A 24,447-nucleotide genomic window follows, 5' to 3' on the forward strand; every position below is an offset into this window, starting at 1 on the left:
TGGTGTGATCAAAAGCTGGTGCCGGGTTTGCCCGGATACCAATCGGTACCCGCGAGGGGGATGCGCGCCATGGCGGCGGCCTCCATCGTCAGGGCGCAGAGGTCCTCGGGCTCCAGATTGTGCAGGTGGCTCTTGCCGCAGGCGCGCGCGATGGTCTGGGCCTCGAGCGTCATCACCTTGAGGTAGTTATTGAGCCGCCGTCCCCCCTCCACCGGGTCGAGCCGGGCCATGAGATCGGGGTCCTGTGTGGTGATGCCCGCCGGGTCATTGCCCTCATGCCAATCATCATAGGCCCCTGCCGTGGTGCCGAGTTTCTGGTAGTCGTCCTCCCAGCGCGGGTCATTGTCCCCCAGCGCGATCAGGGCCGCCGTGCCGATGGCCACCGCATCCGCGCCAAGCGCCATGCATTTGGCCACATCCGCCCCGGTGCGCACGCCGCCGGAGACGACAAGCTGCACCTCCCGGTGCATGCCCAGATCCTGCAGCGCCCGCACGGCCTCCCGGATGCAGGCGAGGATCGGCTGGCCCACATGCTCGATGAACACGTCCTGCGTGGCGGCTGTGCCCCCCTGCATCCCGTCGAGCACGACCACATCCGCCCCGGCCTTCACCGCGAGCGTCGTGTCGAAATAGGGCCTTGCGCCGCCGACCTTGATATAGATCGGCACTTTCCAGGAGGTGATCTCGCGCAGCTCTAGGATCTTGATCTCCAGATCATCGGGACCGGTCCAATCCGGGTGCCGACAGGCAGATCGCTGATCGATCCCCTTGGGCAGGTTGCGCATCTCCGCCACCCGGTCCGAGATCTTCTGACCCAGAAGCATGCCGCCCCCGCCCGGCTTCGCGCCCTGTCCGACCACGACCTCGATCGCATCGGCCTTGCGCAGATCATCCGGGTTCATCCCGTAGCGCGAGGGCAGATACTGATAAACCAGCTTATCGGAATGGCCGCGCTCCTCTGGCGTCATGCCGCCATCGCCCGTGGTGGTCGAAGTGCCGGCCAGCGTGGCGCCCCGGCCCAGAGCCTCCTTCGCGGGGCCTGACAGTGCACCAAAGGACATGCCCGCGATGGTGATCGGGATGTCGAGCTCGATGGGATTGCTGGCAAACCGCGTGCCCAGCGTCACCCGCGTGTCACAGGTCTCCCGGTAGCCCTCCAGCGGATAGCGCGAGATCGAGGCGCCGAGAAACAGCAGATCGTCGAAATGCGGCACTTTCCGCTTCGCCCCACCGCCGCGCACGTCATAGATGCCCGTGGCCGCCGCGCGCCGGATCTCGGCATTGATGCTCTGGCTGAAGGTGGCCGATTGGATCGGTTCGGTCCGCGGAGGACCGTCCTGCTTGATGTCCTTCATCGCTGGATCCTCAATAGGCATTGTCGATATGGAAATTATAGAGCTTGCGGGCTGAGCCGTAGCGCTTGAACTCTTCGGGTTTCGCATCGCAGCCCCCGCGTTCAAGGAGGTCCGCCAGGATCTCCAGATGTTCGGGGCGCATCTCTTTCTCGATGCAATCGGCGCCGAGCGATTTCACCGAACCGCGCACGAAAAGGCGCGCTTCGTAGATCGAATCCCCCAGCGCGTCGCCCGCATCGCCGCAGACCACGAGGTTCCCCGATTGCGCCATGAAGGCGGACATGTGCCCGACATTGCCATGGACCACGATGTCGATCCCCTTCATCGAGATCCCGCAGCGCGAGGAGGCATTGCCCTTGATCACCAGCGTGCCGCCATGGCCCGTCGCCCCGGCATATTGGCTGGCATCGCCGTCGATCACGACCGTGCCGCTCATCATGTTCTCGGCCACGCCCGGCCCGGCGGAGCCGTGGACATGGACCGTGGCCTGCTTGTTCATCCCGGCGCAGTAATACCCGGTGGAGCCCTTCACATTCACTTCGATCGGCGCGTCGAGCCCGACGGCAATCGCGTGACTGCCACGGGGGTTCACGACCTCCCATTGGGTCTGGTTGGTGGTCTCCGCCTGTGCGTGCAGCGTGGCGTTCAGCGCGCGCAATCCCTGCGCTTCGAGGTCAAAAATCTGCATCTCAGTGGTTCCAGAAATAGACGGTGGCGGGCTCGGGTTCCCAGACGCGGGCGCTGTCGATCCCGGGCAGGTTCACCAGCGCGCGATACTCGGACCCGAAGGCGACATATTGATCCGTCTCGGCCATCACCGCCGGTTTGCAGGCAATCGGGTCGCGGACCACGCCGAACCCGTCCTTGGTGCCCACCACGAAGGTGAAAAAGCCGTCCAGATCCTCCAGCGAGCTTTCGAGCGCATCCCCGAGGCTCGCGCCGTTCTGCATCTTCCACGTCAGATAGGCGGCGGCCACCTCGCTGTCATTCTCGGTCTCGATCCGCACGCCCTCACGCTGCAGCTTGCGGCGGAGGGAGTTGTGGTTCGACAGGGACCCGTTATGGACGAGGCATTGATCCGAGCCGGTATTGAACGGGTGCGCGCCCATGGTGGTCACGGCGGATTCCGTGGCCATCCTTGTGTGCCCGATCCCATGGGTGCCGGACATCTCGGCGATGCTGAACCGCGCGGCGACGTCCCTGGGCAGACCCACTTCCTTGTAGATCTCGATGATGTCGCCCACGCTCATCACCCGGATCGCAGGGTCATGGGCCTCCAGCGCGGCGCGGGTCGCCTCGACCTTATCCGCCGGGACCTCGAGAACCGCATGGGTGTCCTTCTGGGCCAGCGTGACCGGCGCGCCGATCGCTGCGGTGAGCGTCTCGGCCAGCCCGTCAAACACCGTCTCGGGACGGTCCGACTGGATCGTCAGTTTGGAGCGCCCGCCCTGTTCATCGCCATAGAGCGCAAGCCCCGCGCTGTCCGGTCCGCGATCGGTCATGGTGACCAGCATGTCGGTCAGCATGGCGCCCAACTCCGGCTCCAGCGACTTGTCCTTCAGAAATAGGCCGACGATCCCGCACATCCGCACGCTCTCCATGATCTGGGATTTGGCGGGAACCTAGCACTCACCCATCGCGATTCACAACCATGAAGAATAAAAATTTCACCACAGGAATAATTCTGCTGAATCTCAGCGCCCCTGTGGGTAGCTGATGATCGAAATGTAGCGCGCCGGCAGCTCCACCAGCGTTTCCGGCCCGTGGGGTGCATCCGCGTCAAAGAACAGGGTGTCGCCAGGGCGCAGGGGATAGATCTCGGCCCCGTGCCGGTAATCCACCGCGCCGCTCAGCATGTAGATCGTCTCGAGCCCGCCATGCTGGAACGTGTCGAACGTGTCGGATTCCGCGGTCAGCTCGATCAGATAGGGCTCAACGATCACGCCGCTCGCATTGCTGCCGATATGGCCGAGCAGGTTGTATTGATGGCCCGCGCGGGTCCCCTCGCGTTCGATCTCGACCCCTTCGCCCGCCCGCGTGTGCACCGCCTCGCGCTGTTCCTCGTATTGCCGAAAGAAGGCCGTCAGCGGCACCGACAGCGCATTGGCCAGGGATTGCAAGGTCGAGAGGGAGGGCGAGGTATTGCCGTTCTCGATCTTCGACAGCATCCCGATGGAGAGGCCCGTCTGCTCGGACAGATCCGCGACCGTCATGTCATGCTGCTTGCGAAAGGCCCGCACCTCGCGCCCGATCGCGACCTCCAGCACGCTTTCCCGCCCGGTCCGGACGGAATGGGGGTCCTGGCTCAGTTTGACGACCATATCCTGCTCCCTCATCGGGCCTCAGAGTTTCTTCTGATTGCCACTTTCTTTCCTGAGATTACACTAGATGGATCGAAATCAAACCACCACCGGGCCCATGACACAGACCATGATTGCCGGGTTCCTGATCTCGGCAGGCTTTCCCATGGCCTGCCTGACCTCGATGATCGAACCCTTGCGCGCCGCCAATGAAATCCATGGCAGGGACGTGTTCCACTGGCGGCTTCTGTCCGAGGCGGGCGGGCAGGTGACCTCCAGCGCGCAGATCGGGTTCGAGACGGATCCCGCGCGCGCGGCGGAGGAGCGGTTGGACTACCTTATCCTGCTTTCGGCCCCGACGACCCGGCTTGCCGATCCCGCGACCGCCGCCACCCTGCGGCGCCGGGCGCGCCACGGCACGGTACTGGGCGCGGTAAGCGGTGGGGTCTTTCCCTTGGTACAGGCGGGTCTTGCCCCCGGCACGCCGATCGCGGTCCATTGGTGCTATCAGGCGGCGTTTGAGGCGGCCTTCCCGGATCAGGCCGCCACAGAGCAAGTGCTGGAATGGCGCGGCCCGGTGATCACGGCAGCAGGGGCTGCGGCGGCCTTTGACCTCGCGCTCTTGATGATCGAGCAGCGTTTGGGGCCGGAATTGGCTGCGGAGGTTGCTTGCTGGTTCCAGCACCCGGTGATGCGGCGCGGGGATGTGGCGCAGGCGGTTCCGGCGCTGATCGGTGCGGATCCCGGGGCTGAGCTGCCGCCTCTGGTCGCCCGGGCCGTGCGGCTCTTCTCCGCGGATCTGGCTGTGCCGGTCCCCGTAGGCGAGGTCGCAATGCAGCTAGGGATCTCTCCCCGGCAGCTCGAGCGGGCCTTCAAGCGGGCGACCGGGCAGAGCCCCTCGCGCTATGCCCGTAAGCTCCGCATGGAGGCCGCGCGCCAGATCATGCTCTACACCAATGACAAGGTGATCGAGGTCGCGCAGGCCGTCGGCTATGGCGACGCGCAGACCTTCGGCAAGCATTACCGGGCGGCCTTCGGGAAATCGCCGCTGGAGGACCGGGCGCAGATCAATCTCTTCCGCGTCGAGGGCAATTTGCCGGTGCCGTCGACCTAGGCCACGGCCTCCATGCCCGTCAGCAGCGCATGGTGTAGCGAGCCCGCCGATGAGCGGGGGCCAAGGATCCGGATCAGATCACCGGTTTCGGGGCGCAAGACAAAGCACCCGAGATGGTCGATCACCGTGCGTTGGGCGGCTCCGGGTGGCATGCGGCGGATCTCCACCGGGCAGAGCAGCTCCATCGCCGCCGCGATCATGTCGCCCGCAAGGTCGAAGACGACCCAGCCATCGGTCTGCTCGGTGATCGAGGCGGCCGCCCGGAACCGGGTCTTGAGCACTGCAGCCAGATCCTCACGGGTGTCGAAAGGCGCGGTAATCATCCAGGCCTCGGGCCCGATCCAGAACCCCGTTTCCGGAGTGCCCCGCGTCATCTCCCCCGGCCCGGGCACCGCCCCGAGCAGTGCGGTGAGAGCCGCATGGCAGGTCTCCTCCTGTCCCACCCGCGCGCTGAGCGAGGCTAGCGCAAAACCCGGGTTCTCGGTCAGGGTCAGCGTGCCGATGGTGTCGACCCGGGGGGTGAGCCCGCCCAGAGCCGTGCGGGGCTGCAGTGTGATCGAGGTCTCAGACACGGAGCCGCTCTCCTTCCGGGTCGATGAAATGGGGCGCGACCACTTCCACCGCGTGATCCACGCCGGTCAGGGGACTCACCACGCGCAACTTCTCGCCCAACCTCTGATCCCCGGCCTTCAGAAAGCCGAGTGCGATGGCATGGCCCAGATGGGGCGAGTGACAGGTCGAGGTGATAAAGCCCTGATCCTCCGCCGCGGTGACGCCCGCGTCCTTGGCGACCAGGTGGGATCCCGCAGGCACCGGCAGGCTCGGGTCCGTGGGCTTGAACCCCACAAGGCGCAGGGCATCCGGGGCGTTCAACCCCTCCCGCCGGGAGAGGACCGTGCCGATACTGTCCTTCTTGTCCGAGACCATCCGTGCCATCCCAAGGTTCAGGGCCGTGGTGGTGCCGTTCAGCTCATTGCCCGCCGGATGCCCCTTTTCGATCCGCATCACGCTGAGTGCCTCGCTGCCATAGGGCGTGACGTCGAACTCTTCCCCTGCGGCCATCAGCTTGCGGATCAGCGCATCGCCATAGCGGGTCGGGACAGCGATCTCATAGGCCAGCTCCCCGGAGAAGGAGATCCGGAAAAGCCGCGCCCGCAGCCCGTCCACGCTGATCTCGCCGCAGGCCATGTAGGGAAACGCCGCGTTCGAGAGGTCGTGGTCCGGATCGACCACCTTTTGCAGCAGCCGCCGCGCGTTCGGCCCCGCGACGGAGAACTGGGCCCAGGCCTCGGTGGTGGAGATCAGCTGCACATCCATATCGGGAAAGAGGCATTGCCGCACGAACTCCATATGCCTGTAAACGCTGACCGCGTTGGCCGTGGTCGTGGTGACGATGAAATGGTCCTCCGCCAGCCGCGCGGCGGTGCCGTCATCCATGGCGATCCCATCCTCGCGCAGCATCAGCCCGTAGCGGACCTTGCCCACCGGAACCTTGGCGAACGGGTTGCAATAAATCCGGTTGAGGAAGGCCGCGGCATCCGTGCCCTGCACATCGATTTTGCCCAAGGTTGTGACGTCGCAGATGCCTACGGATTTGCGGGTCTGCAGTACCTCCCGATCCACGGATTGTCGCCAATGGGTCTCGCCCGGGCGCGGGAACCACTGGGCGCGCAGCCACATGCCCACTTCGACAAAAACCGCGCCTTGCTCTTCGGCCCACTGGTGCGAGGGCGTCTTGCGGGTGGGGCGGAACGCGTCGCCCCGCGACCGCCCTGCAAAGGCCGCGATCGCCGTAGGTGTATAGGGCGGGCGGAACATGGTGGTGCCCACCTCTGGGATCGGCTTGCCCGCAAGCTCAGCCATGACAGCGAGCCCGCCCATATTCGATGTTTTGCCCTGATCCGTCGCCATACCCAGCGTGGTGTAGCGCTTGAGGTGCTCGACGGAGGTGAAGTTCTCCTGATGGGCGAGGGCGATATCCTTGACCGTCACATCGTTCTGCTGGTCGAGCCAGGCCCGCTTCGCTCCGGTCACATGCCAGAAGGGTGTCAGGCGCAGGGGCGTGTCCTCGGTCTCCGGCAGGTCGGGGAGGTGCGCCTCGATCCCGAGATCGGCAAGTGCGGCCTGCGCGCTCTCGGCCCCGGACCGCAGCGCGCCCGCCGTAATGAGGAAGCCCTGCGCCGCCCCCGCGACCCGCAAGCCTTGGGGCAGAGGCTCTGCCGGGACAAAGGCGGCAATTGTCTCTTCCCAGACCGGCCTGCCGCGATGGTGGCTCGCCAGATGCAAGTTCGGGTTCCACCCGCCGGAGACGCCGAGCGCTCCGCAGGCGATCTGCTGCTGCGCGCCCTCTGCAGTGGTGACCGTGACCGTTGTCAGGCCGAGCCGCCCGCGCGTGTCCGTGACCACGGCGCCGGGGATCACCTCATAGGAGGTGCTCTCGGGCGCGTCGGCGCGGGTGTCGATCACGGCGGCGATTTCGACCCCAGCCGCCTGCAGATCCGCCGCACTGCGATGGCCATCGTCATTATTGGTGAAAATGGCGACGCGCCGGGCCGGGGTGACCGCCCAGCGATTGACGTAGCTGCGCAGGGCCGAGGCCAGCATGATGCCGGGCCGATCGTTGTTGTCAAAGGCGATGGGCCGCTCCGTGGCCCCGGCGGCCAGAACCGCGCGCTTGGCGTAGATCCGCCAGAGGATCTGGCGCGGTTTGCCCGTGGGCGGGATGGCCACATGGTCCCAGACCCGCTCCAGCGCGCCGTAAATCCCGTGATCGAACCCGCCGAGCACCGTGGTCCGGGTCATCACCCGGGCATTCGGCAGGCTCTCAAGCTCGGCGAGAACCTGGGCGGCCCAGACCGCCCCAGCGGTATCCCCAATACAGTGGGTTTCGGCATTCAGGCGCCCGCCGATCTGGAAATCCTCATCCGCGAGGATCACCTCCGCCCCGGCCCGCGCGGCGGTCAGCGCCGCCATCAACCCGGTGGGGCCCGCGCCGATCACCAGCAGGTCGCAATGGCGGAAGCCCTTGTCATAAACATCCGGATCGTCCAGCTCCGACAGGGCGCCGAGCCCGGCGGCCCGACGGATGATCGGCTCATAGACTTTCTCCCAGAAGGCGGCGGGCCACATGAAGGTCTTGTAGTAGAACCCCGCCGCGAAGAAGCGGGAGAGCCGGTCGTTGATCGCCATGGCGTCGAAGGCAAGGCTCGGCCAGCGGTTCTGGGAGCTGGCCTCGAGCCCGTCAAAGAGCTCCGCCGTGGTCGCACGGGTGTTCGGCTCGGCCCGGGCGCCGCTGCGCAGGGTGATGATCGCATTCGGCTCCTCGGAGCCTGCGGTCAGGGGGCCACGCGGACGGTGGTACTTGAAGGACCGCCCCATGAGCCGGACCCCATTGGCCAGCAGGGCAGAGGCCAGCGTATCCCCCTCAAACCCGGTATAGCTTTTCCCGTCGAACCGGAAGTGCAGCGGGGCGTCGCGATTGATTTGCCCGCCGCTCAGGCGATGGATCTGGCTCATGTCGAGCGCCCTTCGCGCCGCGCCACGTCCCGGGCCAGCTCCACCGAGGTGATCTCATGGGTGAGGGTGTCGCGGGTCACCACGAGCCAGGACCGGTCCCCTTGCTCGTGAAACCAGAGCTCCCTATGCAGACCGGCGGGGTTGTCGCGCAGGTAGCCGTATTCGATGAAGGCCTCCAGCGCGCCGTCGGCCCTCCCGTCCGGGCGCCCGATCAGGGCCGCATCGCCGAGATAGGTGAACTCCGCCGCGTCGCGGGGGCCAAGCAGGGGGTGGTCAATGATCATGTCCGCGCCTCAATGCAGGTTGGGCTGATTGCCCATGCCTTTTTCGTCGATCATGTGCCCGGTGGCGAAACGATCGAGCCGGTAGGCCGTGGCGGTGGGGTGAGGGGCATCCGTGGCGAGCAGATGGGCATAGGCATAGCCGGAGGCCGGGGTCGCCTTGAACCCGCCATAGCACCAGCCGCCATTGAAATAGAGCCCGTCGATCGGGGTGCGGTCGATGATTGGTGAGCCATCCATGCTCATATCCATGATCCCGCCCCACATCCGCAAAAGGCGCGCGCGGCCCAGCATCGGAAAGATCGCCATGCCACCCTCGCAGACATCCTCGACCACCGGCAGGTTGCCGCGCTGGGCATAGGAGTTGTAGCCGTCGATATCGCCGCCAAAGACCAGCCCACCCTTGTCCGACTGGCTGACATAGAAATGCCCCGCGCCGAAGGTGACCACCCCGGGCAACACGGGTTTTAACCCTTCGGAGACGAAGGCCTGCAGCACATGGCTCTCGATCGGCAGGCGCATCCCCGCGTGGGCCATGACCCGGCTGGAGGAGCCGGCGACGCAGACCCCGACCTTGCCCGCCTTGATCGGACCTCGGGTCGTCTCCACCCCGGTGCAGGTGCCGTTCTCGATGACAAGTCCCGTGACCTCGCAATTCTGCAGGATGTCCACGCCCAGTTGGTCCGCCGCCCGCGCATACCCCCAGGCCACCGCATCGTGGCGTACGGTACCGCCGCGATGCTGGGCGAGCCCGCCCTTGATCGGGAAGCGTGCGGTCTCGGTATTCAGGAACGGGTAGCGCGCCTTGATCTGCGCGGTGCTGAGCAGTTCCGCATCCGCGCCATGCATGCGCATCGCATTGCCCCGCCGGATGAAGGCGTCGCGCTGGGCGTCGGAATGGATCAGGTTCAGGATCCCGCGCTGGCTGACCATGGCGTTGTAGTTGAGCTCCTGCTCCAGCCCCTCCCAGAGCTGCAGCGAGAACTCATAGAACGGCTCGTTGCCGTCGAGCAGGTAGTTCGAGCGGATGATCGTGGTGTTCCGCCCTACATTGCCGCCGCCGATCCAGCCCTTCTCGAGCACGGCCACCCGGTGCCGCCCATAGATGGAGGCGAGGTAATAGGCCGTGGCGAGCCCGTGCCCACCACCGCCGATGATCAGGATATCATAGCTGGGCTTGGGCTCCGGATCGCGCCAGGCCGGGCCCCAGCCGCGATGGCCGGTGAGGGCTTCTTTGATGACGCGAAAACCTGAATAGCGCATGCGGTTCGGACTCCTTCCGCGCGATCATGATCTATGAAACAGGGGTTTGTCCTAGGGAAACCCGACGGGGACGCATGCAAATCGGACATCCATGTCGGATCTGGGGGTCAGGGCGTGCCCGACAGGGCCTCGGCAGCGAGCAGCCGGTCGGCAATCGCCATGGTGTCATCTAGGTGGCTTTCCACCGCCGCGCGTGCGGCTTCGGGATCTCCGGCCGTGATCGCGTCACAGATCCGCGCCATGTGCTCGGGACCCGGGCGCGCGCGATCCGCAGCGGCGAGGGTCAGCATGCGGAGGCGGCTGATCCGCCCGTTCAAACGCTGCACGACCTCCCAGGCGACTGTGTGCCCGGCCCCTTCGAAGATCTCGGCATAAAAGTCCGAACTGGTGCGAAAGACCGTGCCCGGGCTGGCCTCCGCCAGACCCTGCTGCAGACGCTTCAGGGCGTCGCGCAGGCGGGTCGCGCCTTCGGGTGTGATTTTGTGGGCGCAGGCCTCGGCGGCGGCAGTTTCCAGCGCGCGGCGGATGTCATAGATCTGGCGCGCGTCGTCCCGGCTCATCCGGGCTACGATGGGGCCGCGCCCGGGCAGGATCTCGACCAGACCCTCGGCCTCCAGGTAGCGGATGGTCTCGCGAACCACCGTGCGGCTCACCCCGAGTTGGTCGCAGAGCGGTCGTTCGACGAGCCTTTGACCGGGCTCGAACACGCCTTCGATGATCGCTTCGCGCATGCGCTCCTGCACCAGATCCCGCAGGGTGGCGGGCGGCTGGTCGATCTTGGCGAGAGAGGCTTTCGGCATGAGGCGAGGATAGGGAGGCCCGGGGAGCGGAGCAAGATCATATTGACATATGGTATGATGGTATACCAAACTTCTGCCATCGAATCCGGGAAGGGACAGCCATGGCGGCGGAGATCCGAAAAACGCTTTTGCAGGTGGAGCATACGCTGATCGAAGGCGGCAAACCGGCGGAGACGCCGCTGGTCCTGATCGCGGCGGTGGCGGTGATCCGGAACCCCTGGGCGGGGATGGGCTTTGTCGAGGATCTGCGCCCGGCCATCAATGCGTGCGCGCCCGGGCTGGGGGCCCGGCTGACGCAGATGATCCTTGAGGCCGCGGGCGGCGGCGACAGGGTCGAGGGCTATGGCAAGGCCGCGATTGTCGGGGTCAATGGCGAGGTGGAGCATGGCTCGGCCCTGATCCACACCCTGCGCTTCGGCAACCACTACCGCGAAGCCGTTGGCGCGAAATCCTATCTCGCCTTCACCAACACGCGCGGTCCCGCAAACGCATCGCTGCAGATCCCGCTGATGGACAAGAACGATGGCGGGCGGCGGAGCCATTACCTGACCATTCAGCTTGCAATCCCCGATGCCCCGGCCCCCGATGAGATCGTGATCGCGCTGGGCGCCTCCACCGGCGGGCGGCCCCATCACCGGATCGGGGATCGGTATCAGGACCTCAAGGAACTTGGCCATGATGTCGACAACCCTGCAGCAGTTTGAGGGGCTCGGGCAGATCGGCCTCCAAGATCGGGGGCAGGGCGCGCCGCTGATCCTGCTCCACGGGGTTGGGATGCAATCGGCGGCCTGGGCGCCGCAGCTCGACGTTCTGTCGCGCACCCATCGGGTGATCGCGCTGGACCTGCCCGGCCATGGCGGCAGCGCGCCTTTGGCGGGGGTGCCGGGTCTGCCGGACTACGTGGCCTGGCTGTCGGATGTGGTGTCGGCAATTGGGCTTGGTCGGGTCAGTCTTGCGGGCCATTCCATGGGCGCGCTGATTGCCACCGGATTTGCGGTGACGCGGCCCGATGTCGTGCGCCGGGTGGCCCTCTTGAACGGAACCTATCGCCGGGGCCCCGCCGCGCGGCAGGCGGTGATCGCCCGCGCCGCGCAGATCCGCGCCGGACATATGGATCTCGAGACGCCGCTGGAGCGCTGGTTCGGGCAAGACCCGAGCACCGATCACCTGCGTGCACAGGTCCGCAGTTGGCTCGCCGCTGTGGATCCCAAAGGGTATGGCGACGCCTATGCGGCCTTTGCCGAGGGGGATGCGGTCTATGCCGACCGGCTGGGGCAGTTTCCAGGGCCGCTGCTGGCGCTGACCGGCGCGGATGACCCGAACTCCACCCCGGCCATGTCGCGCGCCATGGCGCAGGCCGCGCCCCAAGGGCGGGCGGTCATCCTCGAAGGTGCGCGGCACATGGCCAACCTAACCGCGCCAGCGGCCGTCAATGACGCGCTCGCGGATTGGCTTGCGCAGAGCGATGAGATGAGGCAGCGGGCATGACCGGCTTTGATCCCAAGGAGCTCCGCAAGGCGTTCGGCACCTTCATGACCGGGGTCACGGTGGTCACGGCTCGGGATCCGGGCGGCGCGCCGCTCGGCTTTACGGCGAATTCCTTCACATCGGTCTCGCTGGACCCGCCGCTCGTGCTGGTCTGTCTGGCGACGGCCTCCGCCAACTACGAGGCCTTTACGACGGCCCAAGGCTTCGCCGTGAACATCCTGTCGGAGGGCCAAACCGCCCTCTCCAACACCTTTGCCCGCCCGGCGGAGGATCGCTTTGCCGAGGTAAGCTGGCAGGCTGGCCCGCACGGGGCGCCGATCCTCGACGGGGTCTCGGCCTGGTTTGATTGCGCGATGCACCAGACCGTGGCGGCGGGCGACCATGTGGTCCTGATCGGCGAGGTCCGCGCCTTTGACCACAGCCCAACCCCGGGCCTTGGCTATGCGCGCGGGGCCTATGTGACCGCATCCGCCGAGGCGGAGGCGTTGACCCCGCCCCGGGACATGGTGGTCTCGGCCCTGATCGAGCGGGATGGCCAGATCCTGCTGCAGGATGCGGGCGATGGCAGCCTGTCTCTCCCGACCAGTGATGATGTGACCGACGGGGTGCACGCGACGCTGGATCGCCTGATCGGCGAGACCGGGCTGCAGGCGGAGCCGGGCTTCATCTACGCCGTCTACAAGGACGCGCGGATGGGGCGGCACCACGTCTCCTTCCTGTGTCCGGCGGGGCCGGGCGCCCCGCAACGGGGGGCGTTCACGGTTCTCAACCCCTCCACACTCATGGATGTGGCGGACCCGGCAACTTGCACCATGCTGGAGCGGTTCGCCGACGAGAGCCGCCTTGGCGATTTCGGGGTGTATTACGGCAATGAGGTGACCGGCGAGGTCAGGCCCCGCGAGACAGGAGGCGCGCGTTCATCATGAAGTTTTCCCTCTTTGCGCATATGGAGCGGATCTCTCCGGATCAGGATCAAAAGCAGCTCTATGACGAGTTCATCGCGCTGTGCAAAATCGCTGATGCGGGCGGGATGCATGCGGTCTGGACCGGGGAGCATCATGGGATGAACTTCACCATGGCGCCCAACCCGTTCCTGAACCTGATCGATGTGGCCCGTCATACCAAGCATGTGCGGCTTGGGACCGGCACGGTGATCGCGCCGTTCTGGCACCCGATCCGGCTCGCAGGCGAGGCGGCGATGACGGATATCATCACCGAAGGGCGCCTCGATCTCGGTATCGCCCGGGGCGCCTACAGCTTTGAGTATGAGCGGATGATGCCCGGTCTCGACGCGTGGGAGGCGGGCCAGCGCATGCGAGAGCTGGTGCCCGCGGTCCAGAAGCTCTGGGAGGGGGATTATACCCATGAGGGGGAGTTTTTCACCTTCCCCAAGACCACCTCGGCCCCTCAGCCCCTGCAACCGGGCGGCCCGCCGATCTGGGTCGCGGCGCGGGATCCCAACAGCCATGAATTTGCGGTGGCCAATGGCTGCAATGTGCAGGTCACGCCGCTCTGGAATGGCGATGATGAGGTCGCGGATCTGATGGCGAAGTTTCAGGCGGCCTGCCAGAAGTTCCCCGCGATCCCGCGCCCCAAGATCATGCTCTTGCGCCATACCTATGTGGCCGAGGACGCGGCGGATGTGCGTCAGGCGGCGATCGAGCTCAATCGGTTCTATTGCTATTTCGGGGCGTGGTTCCTGAACAAGCGCGACATCCATCAGGGTCTCATCGACCCGCTCAGCGACGGCGAGATCGCAGCACATCCGTTCTATACGCCCGAGAACATGGAGCGGGACCTGGTGATCGGCACGCCTGGCACGGTCATCGACCGGCTGCGCAAGAGCGCCGAGCTCGGCTATGATGAATACGCGTTCTGGGTGGATTCCAGCATGAGTTTCGAGCGCAAGAAAGCCTCGCTCGAGCGGTTCATCTCGGATGTGATGCCCGCGTTCCAGTAAGAGGGTGAGGATGCAGCAGTTTCAGCACTATATCGACGGCGCCTTTTCCGAAGGGGACGCCCAGTTCGACAGCCTCGATCCCGCTACGGGCCAGCCCTGGGCGCGGATGCCCGAGGCGCGCGTCGCGGATGTGGACGCGGCAGTGGATGCGGCCGAACGGTGCTTTTTCTCGGCGGAGTGGGCCGGGATGACGGCGACGGCCCGGGGCAAGCTGCTCTACCGTTTGGCCGAGTTAATCGCCGATCATGCGGGCCGTCTGGCCGAGCTCGAAACACGGGATACAGGGAAGATCATCCGCGAAACCTCGGCCCAGATCGCCTATGTCGCCGATTTCTATCGCTACTATGCTGGGCTCGCGGACAAGATCGAGGGCGCGCATCTGCCCATCGACAAGCCGGATATGGAGGTCTGGTTGCGGCGCGAACCGGTGGGCGTCGTGGCGGCCATCGTGCCCTGGAATTCGCAGCTTTTCCTCTCGGCGGTGAAGATCGGCCCCGCGCTGGCGGCGGGGTGCACGGTGGTGCTCAAGGCCTCCGAGGACGCGCCAGCGCCCATGCTGGAATTCGCGCGGATCTTCGATCAGGCGGGCTTTCCGAAGGGTGTTTTGAACGTGATTACCGGTGGACCCGAGGTTGGCGCGCGGCTCAGCAGTCATCCCAAGGTCGCCCATGTGGCCTTCACTGGCGGGCCCGACACTGCGCGCCATATCGTGCGGAATTCGGCAGAGAACCTCGCCTCCACCTCGCTGGAGCTGGGAGGCAAGTCGCCCTTTATCGTTTTTGAGGATGCGGATCTCGACAGCGCCGTGAATGCGCAGGTCTCGGGGATCTTCGCGGCCACCGGGCAGAGCTGCGTGGCGGGCTCCCGTCTGGTGGTGCAGGCCTCGGTCAAGGATGACGTCCTTGCGCGGCTCAAGGCCAAGGCGGAGGCGGTCGTGATCGGTCCGCCGAGCGAGATGGGGACCGAGGTTGGCCCCCTGTGCACGGCACGGCAACGGGAGGCGATCATCGCCCTCACCAACCGCGCGGTGCAGCAGGGCGCCCGACTGGTGACCGGAGGGGCTGCGCTGGACCGGGAGGGGTACTATTTCCCGCCGACGATCCTGGATTGTTCCGAGGCGCGCGGCGCGGACAGCCTTGTGGAAGAATTCTTTGGCCCGGTCCTCTCGGTCGTCTCCTTCGAAACCGAAGAGGAGGCGATCGCGATCGCCAATGACACGCGCTACGGGCTTGCCTCGGGTCTCTTCACCCAGAACCTGACCCGGGCCCACCGTATGATCCGGGCGATCCGCGCCGGGATCGTCTGGGTCAACACCTATCGCGCGGTCAGCCCCATCGCGCCCTTTGGCGGGCACGGGCTCTCGGGCCATGGGCGCGAAGGCGGGCTGCAAGCCGCCCTCGACTACACCAAGGTCAAATCCGTCTGGCTGCGGACCAGCGATGATCCCATCCCGGATCCGTTCGTGATGCGCTGAGCCCGGGTTCAGAGCGGCAGGGCGATACCCTCCGGCACGTTCTGATAGCAGACCGGGCGCAGGAAACGGCGGATCGACAGGGTCCCGACACTGGTCGCGCCGAAGTTGGTGGAGGCCGGGTAGGGGCCGCCATGGACCATGCTGTCGGCAACCTCGACGCCCGTGGGAAAGCCGTTGAAAAGGACCCGCCCCGCCTTGCGCTCCAGCACCTGCAGCAGCGCGCCAGCGGATGGGAGATCCCCGGCATCCGCGTGGAGCGTCGCGGTCAGCTGCCCCTCGAGCCCCTTGGCGAGGGCCGCGAAATCCTCGGCGCTTTCGGTCCGGATCACGACGCCCAGCGGGCCAAAAACCTCATGCGCGAGGCGGGGATTGGCGGCAAATGTCCGGGCCGAAACCTGATAGAGCGCGGCCTGTGCCTGTCGCCCCTGGGTCTCGTCCGCAACCAGCGTCTCGACCCCGTCCGCCCCGGTGATCTCGTCCCGCCCGCTGCGGAAGGCCGCCGCGATCCCGTCGGTCAGCATGGTCTGGGTGGCAGCCTCTTCCAGCGCCGCTGTGGCCGCGGCAACAAAGGCATCGCCCGCAGCACCCGCAGGCAGGATCGCGAGCCCCGGATTGGTGCAGAACTGGCCCGCGCCCATGGTCAGGGACCCGGCCCAGCCTTGGGCAATTTCCGTCCCCCGCGCAGCCAGCGCCTCGGGCATCAGGAACATCGGGTTCACCGAGCCCAGTTCCCCGAAGAACGGGATTGGCTCCGGGCGCGCGGCGCAAAGGTCAAAGAGCGCCCGCCCCCCGCGCAAGGATCCGGTGAAGCCCACGGCTTTGATCCAGGGATTCTGCACAAGGGCCGCGCCCACGGCATTGCCGCCATCCTGCACGAAGCTGAACACGCCCGGATGCAGGTTATGGGCGCGGCGCGCGGCCTCTATGGCCTCGGCGACGATTTCGCCGGTGCCGGGATGGGCCGGGTGACCTTTGACCACCACCGGGCAGCCCGCCGCGAGGGCCGCCGCCGTGTCGCCACCCGCGGTGGAAAAGGCCAGCGGGAAGTTCGAGGCGCCGAACACCGCCACGGGACCAATGGGGCGTTGGATCATCTGCAGGTCCGGGCGGGGCAGGGGCGCGCGATCCGGCAGGGCCGGGTCATGGCGATGGTCGAGATACGCGCCGGCGCGGATATGTTCGGCAAAGAGCCGCAATTGCCCGACCGTCCGAGCCCGCTCGCCATTCAGGCGTGCCTCGGGCAGGCCGGTCTCGGCGCAGCCAATTTCGGTGATCGCCTCTGCGCGGGCCTCGATCTCATCGGCGATGCTGTCGAGAAAACCCGCGCGCTCGGCGCGAGAGGTGTAGCCATAGCTCCAGAATGCCTCCTCCGCCGCGGCGCAGGCCGCTTCCACGAGCGCCACGCTCCCGGCGGAGTAGGGTTTCGGTGCGCCATGGGCGGGGGTCGAGAGGAAGCTGCGCTCTCCGTCCATCCACGCCCCTGCGATCAGGCTCAGTCCATCCATGCTTTTGTCCTCAAATCAGCCCGCGCGCGGCGAGGTTTTTCATCAATGCGCTCGTCCCGAAGGTCCAGGGCGGGCAATCCGGAGAGAGCCGCACCGTGTTGGACAAGGTGCCGAGCAGGGGAGTGGAGATTTCGACGCGGTCCCCGATCTTGTGGGTGAACCCGCCGCCGGGTGTGTCGCGATCCTGGGTCGGAGCGAAGAGCGTTCCGAGCATCAGGAAGAAGCCATCCGGGTATTGGTGATGGGGGCCGCAGGTCTGGGCGACGAGGTCCTCGGGATCCCGGCTGATCTCGGCCATGGAACTGCTGCCCTTCAGGACAAACCCGTCCGGGCCTGTCACTGTCAGGGTCAGCTCCACCTGCCGCACATCCTCCAGGTCAAATCCCTCGTCAAAGAGGCGCAGCATCGGACCGATCGCGCAGGAGGCGTTGTTGTCCTTGGCCTTGCCCAGCAGGAGCGCCGAGCGCCCTTCGACGTCGCGCAGGTTCACATCATTGCCCAAGGTCGCGCCCTTGATCCGCGCGTCACTGTCCACGGCGAGCACGATCTCGGGCTCGGGATTGTTCCATGTCGAAACCGGGTGGAGCCCGATGCTCGCCCCCGCACCCACCGCCGACATGGCCTGGGATTTGGTGAATACCTCCGCATCCGGGCCGATCCCGACCTCCAGATACTGCGACCACATCTCCTCGGCGATCAGGGCGTGTTTCAGGGTCATCGCGGTCTTGGATCCGGGCACCACCGCGCGCAGACTGTCCCCGAGGATCTCGGTACAGCGCGCGCGGATCGCATCGGCCTTGGCGGGATCGCCCTTGGCCTTCTCCTCGATCACACGCTCCAGCATGGAGGAGACGAATGTCACGCCGCAGGCCTTGATCGGTTGCAAGTCCGAGGGCGCGAGGAAACGGGGTTTGTCGGGATCGGGCTGTTCCACCGAGTTCGCGGCGATCTCGGTGAGGCTGCCGAGATCCGTGCCCGGAATGGCACTTGCGGTGGCGGCGGGATCGTCATGTTCCAGCAGGGCCTGCATGGTGGGCGTCTCGCGCGTGGTGATGTCCACCAGCCGGTCGCCGCGCCGCTGGACAAGGGCGGGGCCTGCCAGATCTGGCCGCCAGACGCGTCCGACAAAGGCGCCCGTTTCGGGAAGGTTCAGGGTCATACGGGGGCTCCAAGCTCGGTGAGGTGATCCAGAAGGGCGGGGGCCTGCGCGCAGACCACGTCCGGCAGGGACATGTGGTCGGCCCCGGGCAAGACCCGCCAGGCCGCGCGCGGAGCGGTCCCCATCAGGGCGCCGCCGCGCAGGAACTCATGGGTCTCGCGATCCCCGTTGAGATAGAGGGTCGGCGGATAGGGCCCCTCGGGCGACAGGGAATGCTGTGCGATCTCCGCCGGGGTGAGGGCCAGTGCCTCTTGCAGGAAGGACTGCGCCACGGGTCGCAGATCATAGACCCCGCTCAGGGCCAGAACGCCTTGCGTGCGCGCCGCCAAACCCCGGTCCGCCATGGCCGACAGCGCCAGATGCGCCCCCGCGGAATGGCCCACGAGCAGGAATTGCGCCTCGGGAAAACGTGTCGCCAAGGTGTGCAGGGCAGCAGCGGTATCCGCGATCAGATCGCCGAGGCGCTGGGCGGGCATCAGCCGGTATTCCACATTGGCGACCGCAGCGCCAAAGGGCTGGAAGGCGGGCATCATGAAGCGGTGCGTCTCCGCCTCGAGCGCGCGCCAATACCCTCCGTGGAGGATCACGGGCAGGCAAGTCTCTGGCCCATGCCCCGCGATCCATTCCACCCATTGCCTTGGGTCGGGGCCATAGGCCGCGCGCTCAAGCGGGTTGCGCTCTGCCACAGCCGCGCTCGCGGCACCCATGCGAGCGAGGGCACCCGCGAAATCTGGCAAGATCTCAGAGAACTTGAACTGGCTGTCCCAGAAGGCTTGCATGCTCAGCGATCCTGCAAGGCGTCGGCCACCCGGGCGTGAACCTGCAACAGCGCGCGATGATGATCCGGATTGCTCCCCCGGCTGGGGTTCAGGACGAGGCCCAGGGTCACGATCTGGCGCGACGTGGCCTCCACCGGCACCATCAGGGTGGCCGTGCGACGCGGGATCCCATCCTCGAAGGCCCGCAGGTCGAGCGCGCTCACGGCGCCAAGGGTCAGATCCGGGATCACATCAAAGCTGTAGCGCGGGGAGAGCCGCGTCAGCCGCGTCTCGCGGCCCAGCGAATGAGGCCCCATATGGACATCCATATCCTGCAGCACCGCGAGAAAGGCCGTGTGCTGGGTCATCTGCCGAAGCTGCAGCAGCGTGGGCTGGGCCAGCGGCGCCAGACGCCCGAGGCCGAAGCCGCGCAACCCGGTGCGGATCGCCGACAGACCGGGCAGGTAGGTCCCGCTCTCGTCCCGGCGCAGAAGGCCGTCCGCCTCGAGTGCGGCCACATGGCGGTAGCCGGTGCTCGCGGGCAATCCGGCAGACTGGATGAGCCGGGCCGGGGTTGTATGCGCGTCCCGCTCGGGCGCTGTGACAAGAGCCTCGAACAGGTCAACGGCCCGGGCATAAGCAGTCTGGGTCATGCGGAGGCACTCCTTCGATTGGGGGTTTTCGGCCCGCGCAGGGCAGGCCCTTGGGAGAGGATCGCCTCATCGGGCAGATCCCAGGCGACATGGCGTTCGGCCCAGGCGTCGGCCTTGACCGAGAGGGTCTCCAACCCGCGGGGCAGCACGATCTGGACCGGCACCTCCACGCGCTGGGGCACGGGATTGCCGCCCAGCACATCGAGCGCAAGTTCGAGCGCGCGGGCCCCCATGCTCGCCGGGTAATCGAGCGCCGCCATGGGCACCTTGTGGTGCAGGCAGAGCTTGTACATCTCGTTGAGATCCCCGCCCGTATGGGCCGGGACGGGCTGGTCGCTTTCCAGAAACCGGCGGAGGGAGCCGACGCCCTGAAGCCCGCTATCGCACCAGACCCCATCGGGCGCGCGACGGGCCTCGGACAGGACCCGGCCGATGGCCTCATAGCCGCCGCGCGCGGTCCAGTCGGTATAGCTGACATTCTCGACCCGGATGCCGGGGAACTGCGAGAACACACCAAGGGCGGCCTGTTGGCGGCGCAGGGCCGGGCTGGTGCCTTCGAGCCCGCTCAGCATCCAGACCCGGCCTTGACCGGCCAGATGCTCGGCCATCCAGAGCGCACTGATCCGCCCGATCCGGTGATCCGAAGCCGTGGCGAAACTGACAAGCGACGCGCGATCATTGGGCCGCCGATCCACGGCGACAATGGGCAGACCCTGGGCCGCGAGTTCACCGAGCCGGTCGCTCAGGGCTCTGTCATTGACCGAAGCGATCGAGATCAGCAGCAGGTCGATCCCTGCGGCCACCAGCTGGTCAATCTGGCTGCGCTGCCTGGCGGGGTCATCCTGCGCATCCAGCACCAGCAATTCCGCGATCTGCGCCTGGGCGATTTTCTCGGCATAGGACAGGCTCTGTAGCATGGCTTGCCGCCAGGCATTGGAGGTCGAGGCGTTGGAAAAGCCGATGCGATAGGGCGGCTCGGTGCGAAACCGCATGGTCTCGACCGTGCGCACGAGGGAGGGGTCCCATTCCAGATCCGGGCGCGCCCGTGTTCCCTGGGGCCGGGCGGGCTGAGGGTTCACGGCGAGGGTCTTGCGCGTCTCCACCTCGGGGGCTTCGAGCGGCGCAAAGATCATCGCGCGCGCCTTGGGGCCAAGACGTAGCACGCCGTGATCCACCCTCTCCAGCCAGCCGGCGGTTGTCATCGCCCGCAGGAGGCCAAACCCGGTCGAGCGGGTCACGCCCAGATCCCCAAGGATGTCATGGGTGCGGCGCGGGGTGTTGGCGGTGTCGAAGCCTTTCAACACCGCCGCGATCCGCTGCACATTCGATCTGTCATCCTTGGACATCGGCCCGGGTCCTCAGCTTTGCGCGCGCTTCATGTAGACGGCTGCGGCGAGGATGATCAGGGTGCCCTTGATCACCAGCTGCAGCTCGATCGAGAGCCCTAGGATGACCACGATGTTGAAGAGGGACACAAGGATCAGCGCCGCGAGCAGCACGCCGGGCACCGAGCCCTTGCCCCCCGAAAGGGCCGCTCCGCCGATGACCGCCGCCGCGATACTGTCGAGCTCATAGCCGCGCCCGGTCCAGTTATCGACGATACCCACATAGCCCACGAGAAAGAGCCCCGCGAACGCCGCCATGACGCCGGAGATGACGAAGGCCATGACCACCAGCATCCGGGTTGGCGCGCCGGTCATGTAAGCTGCCTCGGGGCTGTCGCCATAGAGCTTCAGCCGGCGCCCGAACACCGTCCGCTCCAAGAGCCAGTGCATCCCGATGGCCACAAGGCCAAGCGCGATGAGGGCCACCGGGATCCCGGCGATATCGCCCGTGGCAAGCCAGCGGAACGTCTCGGGCAGGGTTCCGCCCGGCGCGCCGCCCGTATAGGCAAAGCGGATGCCCTGCAGCACGATCATCGTGGCCAATGTGGCAAGAAACGGCGTCACCTTGCGATAGGCCACGAGATAGCCGTTCACCGCGCCGATCGCCGCGCCAAGGATCAGGCCCATGGCAAAGATCAGCGGCGTGCTGTCGATCAGCGAGGTCGAGAGCACCGCGACCGTTGCCATGATGGAGGCCACCGACAGGTCGAGCCCCCGCACGATGATCACGATCATCTGCCCGATCACCACAAAGCCCAGCGGCGCCGCCTGGATCAGGATGTCCTTGAGGTTGGCGGGCGTCAGGAAGCGCGGGCTGAGCGCCGTGGTCACCGCCCAGATCACGATCAGGAACCCCAGCAGCATCAGCAGTTCGCGCCGTTGGGTCGCCCGCACCGTGTTGCGGTTGCGCTTGGCCGGGGCGGGATTGGAAGCGGTCATGCTCATGACTTGGCCTTTCCTGCAAAGAAGGAGACGGCGGCGATGATGATCACGCCCTCTGCGATCCATTGATAGAAGCTCGAGACATTCATGAAGTTCAGGACATTGGCGAGCAGGGCCAGCAGGATCACCGCAAGGGCCGTGCCGAGCACCCCGCCCTTGCCCCCGGCGAGCAGGGTGCCGCCCACGATCACCGGGGTGATCGAGCGCAGATCGAACCCGACGCCCGCGCGCGGATCGCCGACGCCGAACCGCCCGGTCATATACATCGCCGCCACCGCGCAGAGCAGGCCAGACAGGGCGTAGATCGCGATCTTGGTGTGCTTGACGGGCAGGCCGGAGACGGCGGCCGCGGCTTCATTGTCGCCAATCGCATAGATCCGGGTGCCGAAGGGGGTCCGCCAGAGCATGAAGCCGATGGCCAGATAGAGGAGGATGACAAAGACCATGCCATAGGGAACCACGCCCAGCCGCCCATAGGTGAAATCTTCGAAAAAGAGCGGGACCGAGCCCGTCGGTTGCCGGGTGATCAGCAGGGCCGCTCCGGCGAGGATGGTCGATGTGCCCAGGGTCGTGATCAGCGGGTGCACGCCCACATAGGCGGTGATCGCCCCGTTGATCATGCCGATGATGATGCCGAGCGTGATCACCACCGCCATGGCCATCAACAATGTGCCGGCCGTGTCCCCGGCCAGTGCGGCAAAGACCACGGCGAGAAAACTCAGCGCCCCGGCAAAGCTCAGATCGATACCGCCCGAGAGGATCACGATGGTTTGCGCAAGGGCGACGATGGCGAGCGCCACCATTTGATCCTGCACATTGGCGATGTTGAGCGGGGTGGCAAACCGGTCCGAAGACGTCATGCCGATGAAGAAGACGAGACCGATCAGGGCCAGAACGACCAGATGGACCGGTTGGGCGCGCGTGGCGCGGACGAGGGTGCTCATGCGGCCACTCCGTGATGGGTTGAGGTTTCTGCGGCGGCCACGGTGATGATCGCCTCTTCGGTGATCGCGTCGCCGCGCAGTTCCTTGGCGAGCTCCCCGTCGCGCATCACATGCACGCGGTCGCAGAGCCCGACGATCTCGATCAGTTCCGAAGAAATCACGAGGAGCGCCATGCCCTCATCCGCCAACTCGCGCAGGGTGCGATAGATCTCGGCCTTGGCGCCCACATCGACGCCGCGGGTGGGCTCATCGAGGATCAGGAGCTTGGGCCGGTTCTCCAGAAGCCGGGCGACCAGCACTTTCTGCTGGTTGCCACCCGACAGGGCCGAGATCGGCAGGCCCACATGGTCCACAACCACCCCGCGCCGTTCCTTCAGGATCGCCGCGCGTCGCTCTTCATGGCCCGGGGGGATCGCGTTGTGATGCACCCCGAAACCCGGGGTCGTGGCCGCGAAGTTCCGCGCCACCGACGCGTTGAGAAACAGCCCGTCATCCTTGCGGCTTTCGGTCAGCATCAGGATCCCTGCCTCGATGCAGCCCGCCGGGTCCCGATGGGGCATGGGCTCGCCCGCGAGCCGCACCTCGCCGGTCGCGGGGGCGGCGCCAAAGAGCGCCAGCGCCAGCTCGGTCCGCCCGGAGCCCACGAGGCCCGCAAGCCCGAGGATCTCACCCGCATGGACGTCCAGATTGGCGGGCGGAAGGCCGGGCGCGACCACCAGATCGCGCACCTCCAGCACTTTCTCGCCTGCCATCGGCGATGCGGCTTTGGGCGGGAAGAGGTCCCCGAGCTCGCGCCCGACCATGGCCGCGATCACGCTGTCATGGCTGTAGTCGCTGGTGGGGCCTTTCGAGGTCACGACCCCATCCTTGATCACCGTGATATCGGTGCAGATCTCGAAAATCTCGTCGAGCCGGTGGGAGACATAGACCAGCCCCATCCCGCGTTCGCGCAGATCCTTGATGATCCGGAAGAGGTGCCGGGTCTCGTTCTGGCTGAGCACGGCCGTGGGCTCATCGAGGATCAGGACCTTCGCCTCTGCGCGCAGGGCCTTGGCGATCTCGACCATCTGTTTGTCGGCCACCGACAGCGTCTCGACCAGATCATCCGGGTTCAGCCGGATGCCGAGATCATCGAGCAGGGCCTGGGCCTGCGCCTTGAGCGCGGCGCGGTCGATAAGGCCAAAGCGGCCCCGGGGTTCAGCTCCGAGATAGATGTTTTCCGCGATGGAGAGCGCGCCCAAAACCGAGAACTCCTGATGCACCACGGCGATCCCGGCGGCGAGGCTCTGGCGCGGGTCGGTCCATCCGGCCGGGGCGCCCTCGAACTCCACATACCCGCCCGTGGGCGTATAGAGCCCGGTCAGCAGCTTGATCAGCGTGGATTTCCCGGCGCCGTTCTCGCCACAGAGCGCCACAGCGTGGCCTCCATGCACTTCGAATTCGATGCCTTTGAGGACCTCGTTGGGTCCAAAGGATTTGTTGAGACCGCGTGCGGCCAGATAGGGCTGTCCCATGGGTCCTCCTCCCGTGGCGGGCCGGGGCGATGCGTG

General features: G+C 66.4%; 23 protein-coding genes. 6 read left to right on the top strand and 17 right to left on the bottom strand.

Features of this window, described 5'->3' with window-relative positions; all coding sequences use genetic code 11:
- Positions 1-8: 8 nt before the first annotated feature.
- The 4 genes from ACP153_RS14940 to ACP153_RS14955 all read right to left on the bottom strand — a co-directional run bounded on the left by ACP153_RS14940 (position 9) and on the right by ACP153_RS14955 (position 3,676).
- Entirely contained in the window at positions 9-1,355 is a 1,347-nt protein-coding gene (locus ACP153_RS14940; protein ID WP_424971811.1) for an FMN-binding glutamate synthase family protein, read from the bottom strand.
- A 10-nt stretch (positions 1,356-1,365) separates the two neighbouring features.
- Entirely contained in the window at positions 1,366-2,043 is a 678-nt protein-coding gene (locus tag ACP153_RS14945; protein WP_424971812.1) for a protein GlxC, read from the bottom strand.
- Position 2,044: 1 nt separating this feature from the next.
- A complete protein-coding gene (locus tag ACP153_RS14950; RefSeq protein ID WP_424971813.1) occupies positions 2,045-2,941 on the bottom strand; it encodes a class II glutamine amidotransferase in 897 nt (298 codons plus the stop codon).
- Positions 2,942-3,049: 108 nt separating this feature from the next.
- Entirely contained in the window at positions 3,050-3,676 is a 627-nt protein-coding gene (locus tag ACP153_RS14955) for a helix-turn-helix domain-containing protein (RefSeq protein ID WP_424971814.1), read from the bottom strand.
- Between the two features lie 67 nt (positions 3,677-3,743).
- Between ACP153_RS14955 and ACP153_RS14960 the strand changes: the two genes are divergently transcribed.
- Positions 3,744-4,769 (top strand): GlxA family transcriptional regulator, encoded by a 1,026-nt coding sequence (locus ACP153_RS14960; protein ID WP_424971815.1) that lies wholly within the window; start codon positions 3,744-3,746, stop codon positions 4,767-4,769.
- Here ACP153_RS14960 and ACP153_RS14965 read toward each other — a convergent pair.
- The 5 genes from ACP153_RS14965 to ACP153_RS14985 form a co-directional block, all read right to left on the bottom strand.
- Positions 4,766-5,341 carry a sarcosine oxidase subunit gamma gene (locus ACP153_RS14965; RefSeq protein ID WP_424971816.1) on the bottom strand — a complete coding sequence of 192 codons (576 nt, stop codon included), beginning with the start codon at positions 5,339-5,341 and terminating at the stop codon, positions 4,766-4,768. The two genes, ACP153_RS14960 and ACP153_RS14965, sit on opposite strands and share 4 nt — an antisense overlap.
- A complete protein-coding gene (locus ACP153_RS14970; protein WP_424971817.1) occupies positions 5,334-8,285 on the bottom strand; it encodes a sarcosine oxidase subunit alpha family protein in 2,952 nt (983 codons plus the stop codon). Before ACP153_RS14970 ends, ACP153_RS14965 begins: the two co-directional genes overlap by 8 nt.
- The gene (locus ACP153_RS14975) at positions 8,282-8,569 is read right to left on the bottom strand and encodes a sarcosine oxidase subunit delta (protein ID WP_424971818.1); all 288 of its coding nucleotides are present in this window, start codon (positions 8,567-8,569) and stop codon (positions 8,282-8,284) included. Before ACP153_RS14975 ends, ACP153_RS14970 begins: the two co-directional genes overlap by 4 nt.
- Positions 8,570-8,578: 9 nt before the next feature.
- Positions 8,579-9,829, bottom strand: a complete 1,251-nt coding sequence (locus ACP153_RS14980; RefSeq protein ID WP_424971819.1) for a sarcosine oxidase subunit beta family protein — start codon at positions 9,827-9,829, stop codon at positions 8,579-8,581.
- A 107-nt stretch (positions 9,830-9,936) separates the two neighbouring features.
- Positions 9,937-10,629, bottom strand: coding sequence for a GntR family transcriptional regulator (locus tag ACP153_RS14985; protein WP_424971820.1), 693 nt, complete (start codon positions 10,627-10,629; stop codon positions 9,937-9,939).
- 101 nt (positions 10,630-10,730) lie between these two features.
- On the opposite strand from ACP153_RS14985, the gene ACP153_RS14990 reads away from it, so the two are divergent.
- Genes ACP153_RS14990 through ACP153_RS15010 form a run of 5 tightly spaced genes read left to right on the top strand, consistent with a single transcriptional unit; the run spans position 10,731 to position 15,551 of the window.
- Positions 10,731-11,333, top strand: a complete 603-nt coding sequence (locus ACP153_RS14990; protein WP_424971821.1) for an amino acid synthesis family protein — start codon at positions 10,731-10,733, stop codon at positions 11,331-11,333.
- Positions 11,305-12,117, top strand: coding sequence for an alpha/beta fold hydrolase (locus tag ACP153_RS14995; protein WP_424971822.1), 813 nt, complete (start codon positions 11,305-11,307; stop codon positions 12,115-12,117). The genes ACP153_RS14990 and ACP153_RS14995 overlap by 29 nt, the downstream gene beginning before the upstream one ends.
- Positions 12,114-13,043, top strand: a complete 930-nt coding sequence (locus ACP153_RS15000; RefSeq protein WP_424971823.1) for a flavin reductase family protein — start codon at positions 12,114-12,116, stop codon at positions 13,041-13,043. Before ACP153_RS14995 ends, ACP153_RS15000 begins: the two co-directional genes overlap by 4 nt.
- Positions 13,040-14,077, top strand: coding sequence for an LLM class flavin-dependent oxidoreductase (locus ACP153_RS15005; protein ID WP_424971824.1), 1,038 nt, complete (start codon positions 13,040-13,042; stop codon positions 14,075-14,077). The genes ACP153_RS15000 and ACP153_RS15005 overlap by 4 nt, the downstream gene beginning before the upstream one ends.
- A gap of 10 nt (positions 14,078-14,087) precedes the next feature.
- Complete coding sequence (locus ACP153_RS15010) at positions 14,088-15,551, top strand: aldehyde dehydrogenase (RefSeq protein ID WP_424971825.1); 1,464 nt, start codon at positions 14,088-14,090, stop codon at positions 15,549-15,551.
- 8 nt (positions 15,552-15,559) lie between these two features.
- On the opposite strand, the gene ACP153_RS15015 is transcribed toward ACP153_RS15010, so the two are convergent.
- Genes ACP153_RS15015 through ACP153_RS15050 form a run of 8 tightly spaced genes read right to left on the bottom strand, consistent with a single transcriptional unit; the run spans position 15,560 to position 24,411 of the window.
- Positions 15,560-17,056 (bottom strand): aldehyde dehydrogenase (NADP(+)), encoded by a 1,497-nt coding sequence (locus tag ACP153_RS15015; RefSeq protein WP_424971826.1) that lies wholly within the window; start codon positions 17,054-17,056, stop codon positions 15,560-15,562.
- A gap of 10 nt (positions 17,057-17,066) precedes the next feature.
- Entirely contained in the window at positions 17,067-18,215 is a 1,149-nt protein-coding gene (locus ACP153_RS15020; protein WP_424971827.1) for a fumarylacetoacetate hydrolase family protein, read from the bottom strand.
- On the bottom strand, positions 18,212-18,994 hold the full coding sequence (locus tag ACP153_RS15025; protein ID WP_424971828.1) for an alpha/beta hydrolase: 783 nt from the start codon (positions 18,992-18,994) through the stop codon (positions 18,212-18,214). The genes ACP153_RS15020 and ACP153_RS15025 overlap by 4 nt, the downstream gene beginning before the upstream one ends.
- 2 nt (positions 18,995-18,996) lie before the next feature.
- Positions 18,997-19,626: a helix-turn-helix domain-containing protein gene (locus tag ACP153_RS15030; protein WP_424971829.1), complete on the bottom strand. Its 630-nt coding sequence runs from the start codon at positions 19,624-19,626 to the stop codon at positions 18,997-18,999.
- Complete coding sequence (locus tag ACP153_RS15035) at positions 19,623-20,972, bottom strand: substrate-binding domain-containing protein (protein ID WP_424971830.1); 1,350 nt, start codon at positions 20,970-20,972, stop codon at positions 19,623-19,625. The genes ACP153_RS15030 and ACP153_RS15035 overlap by 4 nt, the downstream gene beginning before the upstream one ends.
- 12 nt (positions 20,973-20,984) lie before the next feature.
- A complete protein-coding gene (locus ACP153_RS15040; protein ID WP_424971831.1) occupies positions 20,985-21,956 on the bottom strand; it encodes an ABC transporter permease in 972 nt (323 codons plus the stop codon).
- On the bottom strand, positions 21,953-22,897 hold the full coding sequence (locus ACP153_RS15045) for an ABC transporter permease (protein ID WP_424971832.1): 945 nt from the start codon (positions 22,895-22,897) through the stop codon (positions 21,953-21,955). The genes ACP153_RS15040 and ACP153_RS15045 overlap by 4 nt, the downstream gene beginning before the upstream one ends.
- The gene (locus ACP153_RS15050) at positions 22,894-24,411 is read right to left on the bottom strand and encodes a sugar ABC transporter ATP-binding protein (protein ID WP_424971833.1); all 1,518 of its coding nucleotides are present in this window, start codon (positions 24,409-24,411) and stop codon (positions 22,894-22,896) included. The genes ACP153_RS15045 and ACP153_RS15050 overlap by 4 nt, the downstream gene beginning before the upstream one ends.
- Between the last annotated feature and the right edge of the window lie 36 nt (positions 24,412-24,447).

This window comes from Dinoroseobacter sp. S76 (genome assembly GCF_049801095.1).
Lineage (GTDB): Bacteria > Pseudomonadota > Alphaproteobacteria > Rhodobacterales > Rhodobacteraceae > Dinoroseobacter.